The 13,296-nt window shown below is 63.7% G+C and carries 12 protein-coding genes; 9 read left to right on the plus strand and 3 right to left on the minus strand.

Translation table 11 applies throughout. The features are described 5' to 3' along the window. Position 1 precedes the first annotated feature (1 nt). The 5 genes from doeB (at position 2) to VSR72_RS17510 (ending at position 5,537) form a co-directional block, all read left to right on the plus strand. The gene (gene doeB, locus VSR72_RS17490) at positions 2 to 1,030 is read left to right on the plus strand and encodes a N(2)-acetyl-L-2,4-diaminobutanoate deacetylase DoeB (protein ID WP_342953602.1); all 1,029 of its coding nucleotides are present in this window, start codon (positions 2 to 4) and stop codon (positions 1,028 to 1,030) included. Positions 1,031 to 1,037: 7 nt separating this feature from the next. Further along, positions 1,038 to 1,520, plus strand: coding sequence for an Lrp/AsnC family transcriptional regulator (locus tag VSR72_RS17495; protein WP_342953603.1), 483 nt, complete (start codon positions 1,038 to 1,040; stop codon positions 1,518 to 1,520). Between the two features lie 129 nt (positions 1,521 to 1,649). After that, entirely contained in the window at positions 1,650 to 3,128 is a 1,479-nt protein-coding gene (locus VSR72_RS17500; protein ID WP_342953604.1) for an NAD-dependent succinate-semialdehyde dehydrogenase, read from the plus strand. Positions 3,129 to 3,148: 20 nt separating this feature from the next. Continuing rightward, positions 3,149 to 4,543, plus strand: a complete 1,395-nt coding sequence (locus VSR72_RS17505; RefSeq protein WP_342953605.1) for an aspartate aminotransferase family protein — start codon at positions 3,149 to 3,151, stop codon at positions 4,541 to 4,543. A gap of 337 nt (positions 4,544 to 4,880) precedes the next feature. Further along, positions 4,881 to 5,537: a helix-turn-helix domain-containing protein gene (locus VSR72_RS17510; protein ID WP_342953727.1), complete on the plus strand. Its 657-nt coding sequence runs from the start codon at positions 4,881 to 4,883 to the stop codon at positions 5,535 to 5,537. A 71-nt stretch (positions 5,538 to 5,608) separates the two neighbouring features. Here the strand turns inward: VSR72_RS17510 and VSR72_RS17515 are convergent, their stop codons facing one another. Next, the gene (locus VSR72_RS17515; protein ID WP_342953606.1) at positions 5,609 to 7,258 is read right to left on the minus strand and encodes an alkaline phosphatase family protein; all 1,650 of its coding nucleotides are present in this window, start codon (positions 7,256 to 7,258) and stop codon (positions 5,609 to 5,611) included. A 275-nt stretch (positions 7,259 to 7,533) separates the two neighbouring features. On the opposite strand from VSR72_RS17515, the gene VSR72_RS17520 reads away from it, so the two are divergent. Continuing rightward, on the plus strand, positions 7,534 to 8,529 hold the full coding sequence (locus VSR72_RS17520) for a Gfo/Idh/MocA family oxidoreductase (protein WP_342953607.1): 996 nt from the start codon (positions 7,534 to 7,536) through the stop codon (positions 8,527 to 8,529). Positions 8,530 to 8,551: 22 nt separating this feature from the next. On the opposite strand, the gene VSR72_RS17525 is transcribed toward VSR72_RS17520, so the two are convergent. Then, a complete protein-coding gene (locus tag VSR72_RS17525) occupies positions 8,552 to 9,487 on the minus strand; it encodes a LysR family transcriptional regulator (protein ID WP_342953608.1) in 936 nt (311 codons plus the stop codon). Between the two features lie 139 nt (positions 9,488 to 9,626). Between VSR72_RS17525 and VSR72_RS17530 the strand changes: the two genes are divergently transcribed. The 3 genes from VSR72_RS17530 (at position 9,627) to VSR72_RS17540 (ending at position 11,551) form a co-directional block, all read left to right on the plus strand. Next, entirely contained in the window at positions 9,627 to 10,463 is an 837-nt protein-coding gene (locus VSR72_RS17530) for an MFS transporter (protein WP_342953609.1), read from the plus strand. Between the two features lie 49 nt (positions 10,464 to 10,512). Further along, complete coding sequence (locus VSR72_RS17535; RefSeq protein ID WP_342953610.1) at positions 10,513 to 11,046, plus strand: hypothetical protein; 534 nt, start codon at positions 10,513 to 10,515, stop codon at positions 11,044 to 11,046. A gap of 76 nt (positions 11,047 to 11,122) precedes the next feature. Continuing rightward, positions 11,123 to 11,551, plus strand: coding sequence for a nuclear transport factor 2 family protein (locus VSR72_RS17540; protein WP_342953611.1), 429 nt, complete (start codon positions 11,123 to 11,125; stop codon positions 11,549 to 11,551). A gap of 57 nt (positions 11,552 to 11,608) precedes the next feature. On the opposite strand, the gene VSR72_RS17545 is transcribed toward VSR72_RS17540, so the two are convergent. Continuing rightward, the gene (locus VSR72_RS17545) at positions 11,609 to 13,018 is read right to left on the minus strand and encodes an MFS transporter (RefSeq protein WP_342953612.1); all 1,410 of its coding nucleotides are present in this window, start codon (positions 13,016 to 13,018) and stop codon (positions 11,609 to 11,611) included. Positions 13,019 to 13,296 lie beyond the last annotated feature (278 nt).

Consider the following 13,296-nt stretch of genomic DNA (forward strand, 5'->3'; position numbering starts at 1 on the left):
GATGCGTGCGTCACCGATTACGCCGACCGTCGATTACGACGCCAATGGTGTGCAACACGGCTTTTTGAGGCTGCCTTATTCGCGCGACGATTCTGCGTGGGGCGCGATCACGATTCCGCTCACCGTCGTGAAGCACGGCGAAGGGCCGACCGTGCTGCTCACGGGCGGCAATCACGGCGACGAATACGAAGGGCCGATTGCGCTCGCCAAACTCGCGGGTTCGCTGCAGGCCGCCGACGTGAACGGCCGCGTGATCATCGTGCCGTACATGAACTACCCTGCGTTTCGCGCGGGCACGCGCACCTCGCCCATCGACGCGGGCAATCTGAATCGCAGCTTTCCGGGGCGCCCCGATGGCAGCGTGACCGAAAAGATCGCCGATTACTTTCAGCGCGAGTTGCTGGCGCGCGCCGATTACGTGCTCGATATTCACGCGGGCGGGCGCACGCTCGACTTCGTGCCATTCGCCGCGATTCATGTGCTGCCAGACGGCGATCAGCAAACGCGTTGCGAGCGGGCCATGCGTGCGTTCGGCGCACCGTACTCCATGCGCATGCTGGAGCTCGATAGCGTGGGCCTGTTCGACAGCGCCGTGGAGGAAGCGGGCAAGGTCTTCGTCTCGACGGAACTGGGCGGTGGCGGCACTTCCACAGCAGCGAGCGTGGCGATTGCCGATCGCGGCGTGCGCGGTTTTCTCGCGCATGCAGGCGTGACCGAGCGAAAGGCGGGCGAGCGCAGCGCAGTGGCACGCACGACGACCCTGCTCGACATGCCCGACGGCACTTGCTACACGACAAGCGAGCACCGCGGCATGCTGGAAATGTGCCGCGATCTCGGCGATACCGTCGAAGCGGGCGAATTGCTCGCGCGCGTGCACGACATCGACCGCACCGGAGCGCGTGCCGTGGAATATCGCGCGCAACGCGGCGGTCTGCTCGCGGCGCGCCATTTCCCTGGGCTCGTGCAGGCGGGCGACACCGTGGCCGTGGTTGCCGACGTAGTCGAACGCAACCTGCCCGTGGCGGCATGAGCGCGCCGTGATCAAGCTCGATCGCTACGACCTGGCCATTCTGCGCATTCTGGAGCGCGACGGCCGCATCACGAAATCGAAGCTCGCCGAAGAGGTCAATCTTTCGATCTCGCCGGCGTGGGAGCGCGTGCGCAAGCTTGAAGAAAGCGGTGTGATACGCGGCTATCACGCCGAAGTGGACTGGGTGGGCGCCATGCGCGGCAGCCGCATCGTCGTGGAAGTCACGCTCTCGCGCCATACGGCACCCGACATGCGGCGCTTCGAAGAGCGCGTGAGCGCTGCCGAGGAAGTCATGCAGTGCTATGCCACGGGCGGCGGCGTGGACTACGTGCTGCACGTGATGGCGCGCGACATCGACCACTATCAGCGCTTTATCGACGCGCTGCTGATGGAAGATCTCGGCATCGAGCGCTACTTCACCTACATCGTGACAAAGGTGGTGAAGTGCGCGCCCGATCACGCGCCTACGTGGACCGTAGAGAGCGCGTGAATATTTCGCGCCCGCGTGCGGCGGTTCCGAAAAAAACGCAAGCGCGCAGGGCCGAAAACCGAAAAATTCGCGACGCTGCCGGGCCCAGAATGGATTGCATATCGACAGACCTGACAAGGAGTAGACGAGATGCTGCCAGGACACCCCATTCTGTTCAAATCGCTGTGCTACGTGGACGGCCGCTGGGTGCATAGCGACAGCGCGGCCACCGTGGCCGTGCAGAACCCCGCGGACCAGTCGGTGATCGGCCACGTGCCCATGCTCGAACGTGCGCAGATCACCGGTGCGGTCGATGCCGCGCAGCGTGCCTTCGAATCGTGGCGCTGGGTCTCGCAGACGCAGCGCAGCGCGGCGCTCATGCGCTGGCACGAGCGCATCGTGCGGCACCAGGAGGATCTTGCGGCTCTGCTCTCGCTGGAGCAGGGTAAGCCGCTCGCCGAATCGCGCGGCGAAATCCGCTATGCGGCGAGCTTTGTCGAATGGTACGCGCACGAGGCGAAACGCCTGGCAGGACGTACGATTCCCACGCATATCGACGGCGCGCATCTCGGCACGGTCATGGAGCCGGTGGGTGTGGCGGCGCTCATCACGCCCTGGAATTTCCCGGTGGCGATGATCACGCGTAAGGCCGCCGCTGCGCTCGCTGCGGGCTGCACCGTCATCGTGAAACCCGCGCACGAAACGCCTTATTCGGCGCTCGCTTTGGCACAACTCGCGGAAGAGGCGGGATTTCCGCATGGCGTCTACAACGTGGTGCTCGGCGAGCCGCAAATGGCGATGGAAACGCTCGTGAGCGACACGCGCGTGCGTGCCGTGAGCTTCACGGGATCGACGCGGGTGGGTGGCCTCGTCACGCAGGCGGCAGCACGTGCAGGCATCAAGAAGGTCGCGCTGGAACTGGGCGGCAATGCACCGTTCATCGTCACGGAAGACGCCGATCTCGAGCAGTCCGTAAGGATCGCCGTGGGCGCGAAGTTCCAGACCTCGGGTCAGGACTGCTGCGCGGCGAACCGCATTTTCGTGGCGCGTCCGCTTTACGAAGCATTTGTCGAGCGCTATGCGGCAGCGGTGCGCGCGCTCAATACCGGCCCGGCGTTTGAAAAAGACGTGGACGTAGGCCCGCTGATGCATCAGGCGGCGTTCGACAGCACGGTAGCGCGCGTGGCCGATGCACGCGAGAAGGGCGCGCGCATCGCGGCGGGCGGCCAGCCGCACGCGCTGGGCGGCTGGTTCTACGAGCCCACGGTCATTGCGGATGCCGCGCCCGGCATGCGCGTGTACGACGAGGAAAACTTTGCGCCCATTTCGGCGGTTTGCGCGTTCGATACGCTCGACGAAGCGGTCGCCAAGGCGAACGACACCGAATACGGCCTCGCGGCCTATGTGTGCGCCACGCGCATGGACACGATTTTCCAGCTCGTGCGCAGGCTCGACTTCGCGATGGTCTCGGTGAACGGCGTGAAGTTCACGGGCGCGCCCATTCCATTCGGTGGCATGAAGGCCTCGGGCCTGGGCCGCGAAGGCGGGGTGGAGGGGTTCGAGCCCTTCGTGGAAACCAAATATTTTTGTCTTGGCAATCTCGGCCTGCCGCTCGCGGCCATGGCCTGAACCGGAATCAGGAGGACAACATGACTCAACGTATCGACGCACTCTTCGAGCAGGACCGCGCGCACTTCATGCACCCGTCCACGCACGCCTACGACCACGAGAGCGGCGCGCTGCCGGGCAAGATCGTGCGCGGCGGCAAGGGTATCCGCATCGAGGACCACGAGGGCAAGCAGTATATCGACGCCTTCGCTGGCCTCTACTGCGTGAACATCGGCTATGGCCGCACCGAAGTCGCGGACGCCATGTACGAGCAGGCGAAGCAGCTCGCGTACTACCACACCTATGTGGGCCACTCGTCGGACGCGATCATCGAACTCTCGTCGCGCATCATCGACTGGGCGCCTGCCGGCATGAAGAAGGTGTACTACGGCATGTCCGGTTCGGATGCGAACGAAACGCAGGTCAAGATCGTCTGGTACTACAACAACGTGCTGGGCCGCCCGAACAAGAAGAAAATCATCTCGCGCGAGCGCGGCTATCACGGCTCGGGCATCGTGACGGGCAGCCTCACCGGCCTGCCGAGCTTCCATCAGCATTTCGACCTGCCGATCGACCGCGTGAAGCATACGGTCTGCCCTCACTGGTATCGCAAGGCGCCCGCGGGCATGAACGAGGCGCAGTTCGTCGCGTACTGCGTGGAGGAACTCGAAAAACTGATCGCGCGCGAAGGCGCGGACACGGTCGCCGCGTTCATCGCCGAGCCGGTGATGGGCACGGGCGGCATCATCGAGCCGCCCAAGGGCTACTGGCCGGCCATCCAGGCGGTGCTGCGCAAGCACGACATCCTGCTGATCTCCGACGAGGTGGTGTGCGGCTTCGGGCGTCTGGGCTCGAAAATGGGCGCGCAGCACTTCGGCATCGAGCCGGATCTGATCACGGTCGCGAAGGGGCTCACGAGCGCGTATGCGCCGCTTTCCGGCGTGATCGTGGGCGAGAAGGTCTGGGACGTGATCGCGCGCGGCTCGCAGGAGCACGGGCCCATGGGCCATGGCTGGACGTATTCGGGGCACCCCGTGTGTGCGGCCGCGGCGCTCGCGAATCTGGCGATCATCGAGCGTGAAAAGCTCGTCGAGAATGCCGGGCAGGTTGGCGCGTACTTCGGCGCTAAGCTGCGCGCGGCGTTCGGTGCGCATCCGCTGGTGGGCGAGGTGCGCAGCGTGGGCATGCTGGCGGCGCTGGAGTTCATGGCCGACAAGGAAGCGCGCAAGCCGTTCGACCCGGCGCTGAAGATCGGGCCGAAGGTTTCGGCGGCGGCGCTGCAGCGCGGCGTGATCGCGCGCGCCATGCCGCATGGCGACATTCTGGGTTTCGCACCGCCGCTCGTCATGACGCGCGCCGAGGCGGATGAAATCGTCGGGATCGTCAAGCAGGCCGTGGACGAGGTGGCCGAGCGCAGTCTTGTTGCCGCGGGGTGAACGGAATAATCCGGTGTGCAGGCCGCGAGCCGCCGTACGCAAGTACGGCGGCTTTTTGGGTTCTTGCAGGTGTCGCTTTTCAGTCGCTTGAGCTTGCTCAAAAGCCCGCGAAACCGTTGCCTGACAAGGCTCAAACGCGCGCGGTTCTGGTGCGCGGCATTTTGCCACCACATTGACGCACGCGCATGGTGTGACAATGCGTCGAAATCTTAAAAAATGTTAAAGAAGGAGTCGTTCGATGCTGTCACCCGTCGCAGGATCCGCTATCGTCGTGCGCCAAAGCAGTCGTGCTCCTCTCACCGGAACGCCGCCCAGCGCACGCTGCTCGGGCTGCGCCATGCGCCATCTTTGCATGCCGCAAGGCCTGCCGCCCGAAGACCTGCCGAGGCTCGAGGCCCTGATCTGCGGGGCGCGCAAGGTGCGCCGCGGCGAGGCGCTCTATCGCTCGGGCGACCGCTTCGACAGCCTGTACGCCGTGCGCTCCGGCTCGCTCAAGACGCTGATCGTCAACCGCGACGGCCGCGAGCAGATCACGGGGCTGCGTCTCGCGGGGGACGCGCTCGGTCTCGACGGCATCGCCACCGACGTGCATGCGTTCAGCGCGGTCGCGCTCGAAGACAGTTCGATTTGCACGCTTCCCTACGCCGCGCTCAAGACCTTGTGTCGCGAGAGCGGCACGATGCAGGACCGGCTGCACCGGCTCATGGGCGACCAGTTCAACCAGGAAGCCTCGCAGATGATGGTGCTGGGCTCGCTCACCGCTGAAGAACGCGTGGCCGCCTTCCTGCTGGACGTGTCTTCGCGCAACTGGCAGCGCGGTTATTCGCAGGCGGAGTTCCGGTTGCGCATGTCGCGCGAGGATATGGGCAGCTATCTCGGCATCACGCTCGAAACCGTGAGCCGGATTCTGTCGCGCTTTCAGAAGCGTGGTCTCATCGACGCGCAGGGCAAGCTGATTCGCATCTGCGATATCGAAGGGCTGCAAACGGTTTGAGCGGGCCGCTGACGCGGCAGCCATCGACCCTCCGATGACTGCCGCAGCCAGCCGCTCTTCGCTACTTCCTTTTACTTCTCGTCAAGCCCCAGCCCCGGCAGGCGGCGCGTGCCTTCGAGCTGAACCGCATGCAGTAGATGCGGATCGACGTCGAGCGCGCTCAGGATCGTCGGCGCGACCTGGGTCGTGTACACGTAGTGGTCGTCCGTGCGCCCGGCGTGGTGAAGGCCGGGGAACGACACGACGAGGCCCAGATGGCTGTCGTCGGGCGCGTTGCCGCCGTGCTCTTCATCCTTGGCCGTGCTCGACGTGTAGATCACGCCCGGGTTCGGCTGCACGATGATGTCCGGCGTGCGGCCGTTCGACGGATTGCCGAACCAGTCGGCGAGGCGGTCGCCCGTGAGGATGTACGCCTGCGGGCCGTCCGCGCAAATGCCCGGCGCATTACAGCTCAGGTTCGCCTGCAGCTTCTTCACCACGGCGTCCTTCTGGCTCTGGTCACGCAGCCAGATCAGGCCAACGTCGTCGGTCTGCACCATGCCGGTGCCCGGAAGGCCCGTGCCGTCGTTCAGGTTGCCCGACTTCGTGTTGTTCTGGCCGAAGTTGCCGTTCGAGTCCAGATAGTTGTTGGCCTCGAGCAGCTTCGTGAGCGTGTCGCCGTTCTTCACCAGCTTCGAGTGATCGGTCGGCGACTGGCCGTGCTTGGCCGTCACGATAATGAGCGTCGACGAATACAGGTTGCGCTGCTGGAGTTCCTGCACCACGCGGCCCAGCGAGTTGTCCAGATACGTGATCGCGGCGGCGACCTGCGGGCCCGGCGTGAAGTCGGCGTCGAGATACCCGCCCTTGTTCGCGACGGGCGACTTCTGCGCAACGCTGAGCGTCTGGAAGTTCGTGCCGAACATCGTGGGCACCGGCGCGCTCGTCTTGCCCGTCGAGTCGAGCCCGTCGATCTCGTTGATCAGCGCCTGCACGTGGATGTTGTCGAAGACTTCGGTATGCGTGTAGGTGTCCAGATAATTCGTGTTCGTCGTCGGGTCGATCGAATTGATCTCGGTGCGCGCCAGATCGTCCACGCCCTTGCCCGAAGGTCCGTTGACCCAGTCATACCCCCACGCATGCTTGTCCGCCCACGCGGTGCGCGAGCCGTGGATGTTCTGCTTGATCACTTCGAAGACGGTGTTCGTCTTGATGTAGTTGTGCGGGTACACGGGCGTGCACACGCCGTTGACCTTGGCGTAAGGAATGGCTTGCGGATTGAACGCGCCGCCGCCGTCGAGGTGGATCAGCGCGCCGCCGTTCTCGCCGTCGATGCCGGTCGTTTCGTCGAACACGACATTCCAGCCTTGCGGGCCCTTGCAGTGCGAATCGAGCGGGGCGTAGAGCGTACGGTCATATGACACGTCATAGAAGAGGCCAGCGCTCTTCGGCGAGCCGCCCGTCACCAGCGCCGTGAGGCCCGGGAACGAGTCGGACAGATGCGGCGTGTGTGCGTTCGTGTAGGTCACGCCCGACTTCGCGAGCAGCGCGAGGTTGGGGCAGGCATTGCTGCCGATGCAACGGGCCACATCCTGTTCGTGCAGGCCGTCGAAACTGATGAGCAGGACGTGCTTCACGTCTTTCATGTCGCCTGCGTAAGCCGTCGACTGCACACCTGCGAGTGCCATCGCGCTCGCTCCGACGACTGCGCCTAACCGCGACCACCGGGTCGTATTCTCCATCTTTCACCTCGTTTTTTTGTATTGCATTGTGGGGAACTGCGAGGGACCTGCGCACAGCCCGAGCAATGTGGAGGTGGAAGGCGAATCTCTCGTGACGTTGCGCTTTCAACTTGCCGTCAGTTGTTATCAGTTGTTGCATTGGCCGTTCGTGAGTGGACGTGGTGAGGGTTTTCGCGGGTGTAAACTCCTGCAATTCGAGTGCTTGCAGTTCTCGTTAATAGTGAGTTCCATTCAGTCCATTCACGCATCACACAATCGAATCCAAAGGGAACGTCATGGCAAAGGATGAAATCGTCTGGGGCATCCTGGGTACGTCGAAGATCAACGACAAAGTCGTCGTGCCCATGCACCACGCGCCGAAGTGCCGCGTAAAAGCGATTGCTTCGCGTTCAGCAGAGAAGGCAAAGGCCGCCGCGGCAAAGTATGGTCTCGCGCACGCGTACGACAGCTACGAGGCGCTGCTGGCAGACCCGGAAATCGATGCGGTGTATATCCCGCTGCCCAATCACCTTCACGTTGAGTGGACGATCAAGGCCGTCGAGGCGGGCAAGCATGTGCTATGCGAAAAGCCCATCGGACTCGATGCGCAGCAAGCGGAACGATTGATCGCCGCGCGCGACAAGAGCGGGCGGTATATCCAGGAAGCGTTCATGGTTCGCACGCATCCACAGTGGCTCAAGGTCCGTGCGCTGATCGAAGAGGGCGCAATAGGCGAGCTGCGCGCGGTGACCGGCGGCTTTACGTACTACAACACGGATGCGCACAACATTCGCAACCAGAACGAACTGGGCGGCGGCGGTCTGCTCGATATCGGCTGTTATCCCATCACGACTTCGCGCTTCGTACTCGGCCGTGAGCCGAAACGCGTGGTCGCGCTGATGGAGCGCGATCCGTCGTTCGAAGTGGATCGTCTTGGCTCCGTGCTGATGGATTTCGACGGCGTGCAAGCGAGTTTCTTCTACTCGACCCAGATTCATCCTTACCAGCGCATGCAGTTTCACGGCACCACCGGGCGGGTAGAAGTCGAGATTCCGTTCAACGCACCGAATGACCGGCCAACGCGACTCCTGCTGAGCAAGCAAGGAGAAGCGGATCGCTGGCTGGAGTTTCCTGTGTGCGATCAATACGGCGTGGCAGCGGCGGTGCTCGCCGAGGCGATATTGAACGGAACGCCGCAGGCGATTCCTCTGGAAGACGCCAGCGCGAACATGCGGGTGATCGACGCCGTGTTCCGCTCGGCCCGATCGGGTGCCTGGGAGAGCATTGCGTGACGTTCAGGCGCCGTGGGCGCGGTCAACGGCCCCTGGTCTGCCCCGCGCCCGGCTTGCGGCTCTTCACGTGGTCGATGAACGCGCGCAGCTTGGGCATGATCTGCCGGCGGCTCGGATAGCAGAGAAACACGCCGGGCAGCATCGGCGCGTAGGCGTCGAGCACTCGCACGAGCTTTCCCGCCTTTACCGCGTCGGAAACCATCGGCTCGGGTAGCTGGGCGAGGCCGATGCCTTCCAGCGCCGCGCCCATCATGGTCGGGAAATCGCTGGCGATCAGCGGTCCCGATACGGCGATCTCCACGGCGTGCCCATTGTCGTCGAATGACCACGATGCAAGGGCGCCGGTGGATCGCCGCCAGCGCAAACAGGCATGCTGGCGCAGATCGTCCGTGTGACGGGGCCGTTTGTTCGCGGAAAAATAGGCAGGACTACCGACGACGACAAGGCGAAACGGCGGTGTCAACGGCACTGCCACCATGTCGGCGGCAACGAGCTGGCCTAGCCGGATGCCGGCATCGAACCCTTCTGCCGCGAGATCGACCACTTCCTTGCTGACCGCGATCTCCACTTCGACTTCGGGATAAGCCTGGCAGAACGAAGCGAGCAACGGTTCCAGCAGCAGCGGGACAACCGCGCGCGGCACCGAGAGCCGCAACAGACCCGTGGGGCGCTGGCCGAGTTCGCGCGCCACTTCGCTCGCGGCAACGAGTTCTTCGAAGGCCGGTTTGGCACGCGAAAGAAACCGTTCGCCGGCTTCGGTCAGACCGACGCTGCGCGTGGTGCGCACGAAGAGCGCCGCGCCAATGCGCTCTTCGAGCACACGCACTGCCTGGCTGATGGCCGAAGGCGTCACCCCGAGATCCGCTGCCGCCTTGCGAAAACTGCGGTGTCTGGCAACGCTCAGAAACGCCTCTACACCATCGAGCGCGCCTTGCCTGACTGTGAAGTTCTGCTTCATAGCGCATCAACATTGTGATGAATAGTCGCTCGCGGGAAACGATGGTACACCTAACGTGCCAGCCGATGGCGCGCGCAAACAGCGCCGCGCGACCGACGGCACCCACCGCGAAGTTCGGCATTCATCTGGAGAACCGCTGATGAGCACGCCCGCCGTTTCCGTAGGCATCATCCCGCCGCGCCCGGCCTGGCGCAGCCTGCGCTGGATTGTGCCGCTTAGCGTCCTGTGGATTGCGGTGATGTACTGGCTGCCGGCGATTCCGGGTAGCGGCTTTCAAACCACGGCGCACCAGCTCGTCGCGCAGTTGTTCATGGCGGTCGGCTTGTGGCTCGGCCTCGAACGCACGGAACTGACGCTGGGCCAGCGCCGCGCGACCTGGCTTGCGATTCTCATCCCGCATGCGCTGTGGTTTGCAGTCATCTGGAGCGCGGCGATCCACGGCGTCTTTCGACTGAGCGCCTTACCGCCGCCGCTGCCAATGTTGCCGTTGGCGATTTTCCTTCCGGTGATCATCGGCACGCCGCTATTGCTGCTGTCGAAGCGGGTTGGACAAGTGCTCGACGCGATGCCGGCGGCCTGGCTCATCGCGCTGCAGTTTTACCGCGTGTTCGGCAGCTGGGCGATCGCTGCGTGGCTGCATGGCTCGATGGCCGGTGTGGACGCGTTGCCGGCGGGAACCGGCGACCTGCTGACCGGCCTGTTCGCCGTACCGGCAGCCATCGCCGTGGCGAGCGGGACAGCGCAGGGGCGCCGGGCCGCGATCGCGTGGAATGTTTTCGGTCTCGCCGATTTCGCCGTCGCCGTGACCTTGGGGATGATCACGGCGCCCGGCCGCTTCCAGTTGATCGCTCCAGATATGCCGAGCCTCAACGCGGGCACTTACCCATACGTACTGACGCCCGCGTTCGTCGTGCCCAGTTCGATCCTGTTGCACGCGCTTTCGCTGCGCCAATTGTTCCGGCGTCGCGCTGCATGATCGCTCTTCATTTCATCCACACATCGGAAAACACCTTGCAGGAGGCAATATGTCACCGGAATCGATCTTCCGCTTGCACCTCGTTCTAGGGTATGTCGCGTGGCTTCTTTGTTTTACCGTGTACATCTGGCCCAGGCTCAGGTCGATGGACCTCTTCGACGCGCAGCGCGCGATCGCCACGCTGCACAGCTTCCGATTCTTCGGGCTGGTCTTCATGCTGCCGGGCGTCGTGAGTCCCGATTTGCCGGCGAGTTTCGCGGTGCCTACGGCCTATGGCGACCTCGCAACGGGCGTGCTGGCCATGCTGGCGCTACTCGCAGCAAGAAGGCGGCCCATGTTCTGGTTCTTCGTCGTGGCGTTCAATCTTGTGGGAGCGGTGGATCTGGCTTTTGCGTACTACCACGCGATCCAGGCCGGCGTTCCTGTGCACGCGGGAGAACTGGGCGTGACGTACGCAATTCCCGTGATCTTCGTTCCGCTGCTGGCGATTACGCATGGCGCCGCTTTTTATCTGCTGCTGCGGCCGCAGAGCAAGCTCGATCGGTCTGCGAGTCATGGATTGGTTCAAAGGAGCGCCCGCTAAATCTTTGTTCACCTGAAAAGTGCTTTAATAAGCGGCCGTTCATTCGCCAACGCAACCTGGCTCAGGAGACAACACAGTGGACAAAGCCGCCGATCCGATCCTGCAGGTCCTGCAAGACTATAAAGCCGCCGTATTCGCCAAAGACGTAGACGCGTTCGTCGCGCTATACGCCCCGGACATTTTGGCCTTCGACATGTGGGGCGCATGGACATACGAGGGCATCGCGTCGTGGCGCTCCATGGTGGAGGGCTGGTTCGGCTCGCTGGGGGCCGAGAGCGTGGTGGTGGATTTCAGCAAGGCGCAGACAGCCATTTCCGGGGAACTCGCGGCGGTGCACGCCTTCGTGGCGTACAAAGCGGTCACTGTGGACGGCGAGGAATTGCGCTCGATGGACAACCGCATTACCGCGACGCTGCGGCAAACGGCTGAGGGCTGGAAAATCTTCCACCAGCATTCGTCCGCGCCGATCGACCCCGCTACGACGAAGGTCATTTTCAAACGTTAGTCGCTGCAAAGAAAAATGCCCGACACACGGTCGGGCATTTCAACTGGAGCATGACGGTCACTGCTGCTGCGCCTTCCCAGGAACCTGTTGTCCGCGCAACGAGCATCCCTTCGTTTCGATCACGAAGAAGAGGGCAATGGCGCCCACCGCGCATGCGGCCATCATGTAGTACGCCGGAACGAGCGGGCTGCCGGTCTTGTCGACGAGCCAGTCGCTCACGATCGGCGCGGTGCCGCCGAACAGCGAGGTCGAGACGTTGTACGCAATCGCCATCCCGGCATAACGCACTTGCGTCGGGAACATGGCGGGGAACATCGCCGAGATGGTCGCGAGCTGCGGCGCATAGAGCAGGCCGAGCACGGCAAAGCCGATCAGCGCGCCGCCCACGCCGTGGCGCATCAGCATGAACATCGGCACGGCGGCGACGAACAGCCCGACGAGCGAGAACCACCAGAGCGTCTTGCGGCCTACGTGATCGGAGAGGCGACCCGCGAACGGCAGCAGGGCCATCATCGTGAGCATGCCGATGAGCGGAATGAGCAGCGACATGTTTTCGCTCACGCCGAGTTCCTTGTGCATGTACGTGGGCATATACGCGAGCAGCACGTAGTTCACCACATTGAGCGCGACCACGAGGCCGCCGAGCAGCACGAGCGGCACGCGATGTTCGCGCAGCAGCGTACGCAGCGAAATGGCCGGGCGCGCCCGCTCCTGTTGCTCGATTTTCTCCTCCATCTCGCGGAACACCGGCGTGTCCTCGATGCGCGAACGCAGATAGAAGCCGATCAGCCCCAGCGGCGCGGCGACAAGGAACGGCAGACGCCAGCCCCACGCATGCATCGCATCGTTGCCGAGCGTGAGCGACGCCGCGAGCATGAGCAACGCGCCCAGCGAAAAGCCGGCCAGCGTGGCGAATTCAAGGAAGCTCCCGCAGAAGCCTCGCCGTTCGTCGGGCGCGTATTCGGCCATGAAGGTGGCCGCGCCGCCATATTCACCGCCCGTGGAGAAGCCCTGGATCATGCGCAACGCGATGAGGGCCGCGGGTGCGATCCAGCCGGCTTTCGCGTACGTTGGCAGCAGGCCCACGAGCAGCGTGGCGCCGGACATCAGCAGCACGGTCAGCGCGAGCACTTTCTTGCGCCCGAACCGGTCACCGAGCGGACCCCAGAACAGGCCGCCGAGCGGGCGAATCAAAAATGAAATGGCAAAGGTGCCGAGCCCGAACAGCGTGGCGCTTGCCGTGCTGCCCGGAAACAGCGCGGCGGAGATATAGGCGAGCCCGTAAGCGTAAATGCCATAGTCGAACCACTCGGTCGCATTACCGAGCGCCGCGGCGGTAATGGCGCGGCGTGGCAGCGTATGCGCGCTTCCGGTGGGGGCGGCGTGCTGGTCGTGGTCGGGAGATTGTGTGTCGTCCCATAGGGACCGGCCCGGCGTGGGGGAATGCCATGTGTCGGCGAATCGCATAAGACGTCCTCGTTTCAGGAACCGCGGCCCGAATGGCGCGCTGGAGATCAAGTTAGTCCCGTCAATTTCCGTTTCCGATGTCATAGGACGATTTCGCATCGGGAATTTCCCTGCCTGCGCATCGCGGGTGCCCGTCGTGCGGCCGGTCTGGCCACATTTGACCGTTCTTTGGGATTCGCTGCCGGGCGGGCGACGGCAACAATTGCCGTTTTTGCTATGCACAAAAGTTGACTTCCTGCACGCAGGAATGGGCCCAGGACTAACCCGAATGCAAGAAA

The organism is Paraburkholderia sp. JHI869 (assembly GCF_038900775.1).
Classification (GTDB): domain Bacteria; phylum Pseudomonadota; class Gammaproteobacteria; order Burkholderiales; family Burkholderiaceae; genus Paraburkholderia.

Coding starts and splice junctions, on each gene's coding strand:
- VSR72_RS17545 (WP_342953612.1), bottom strand. CDS start 13,018: ATGCGATTCGCCGACACATGGCATTCCCCCACGCCGGGCCGGTCCCTA.
- VSR72_RS17525 (WP_342953608.1), bottom strand. CDS start 9,487: ATGAAGCAGAACTTCACAGTCAGGCAAGGCGCGCTCGATGGTGTAGAG.
- VSR72_RS17500 (WP_342953604.1), top strand. CDS start 1,650: ATGCTGCCAGGACACCCCATTCTGTTCAAATCGCTGTGCTACGTGGAC.
- VSR72_RS17515 (WP_342953606.1), bottom strand. CDS start 7,258: ATGGAGAATACGACCCGGTGGTCGCGGTTAGGCGCAGTCGTCGGAGCG.
- VSR72_RS17520 (WP_342953607.1), top strand. CDS start 7,534: ATGGCAAAGGATGAAATCGTCTGGGGCATCCTGGGTACGTCGAAGATC.
- VSR72_RS17530 (WP_342953609.1), top strand. CDS start 9,627: ATGAGCACGCCCGCCGTTTCCGTAGGCATCATCCCGCCGCGCCCGGCC.
- doeB (WP_342953602.1), top strand. CDS start 2: ATGCGTGCGTCACCGATTACGCCGACCGTCGATTACGACGCCAATGGT.
- VSR72_RS17510 (WP_342953727.1), top strand. CDS start 4,881: ATGCGCCATCTTTGCATGCCGCAAGGCCTGCCGCCCGAAGACCTGCCG.
- VSR72_RS17505 (WP_342953605.1), top strand. CDS start 3,149: ATGACTCAACGTATCGACGCACTCTTCGAGCAGGACCGCGCGCACTTC.
- VSR72_RS17535 (WP_342953610.1), top strand. CDS start 10,513: ATGTCACCGGAATCGATCTTCCGCTTGCACCTCGTTCTAGGGTATGTC.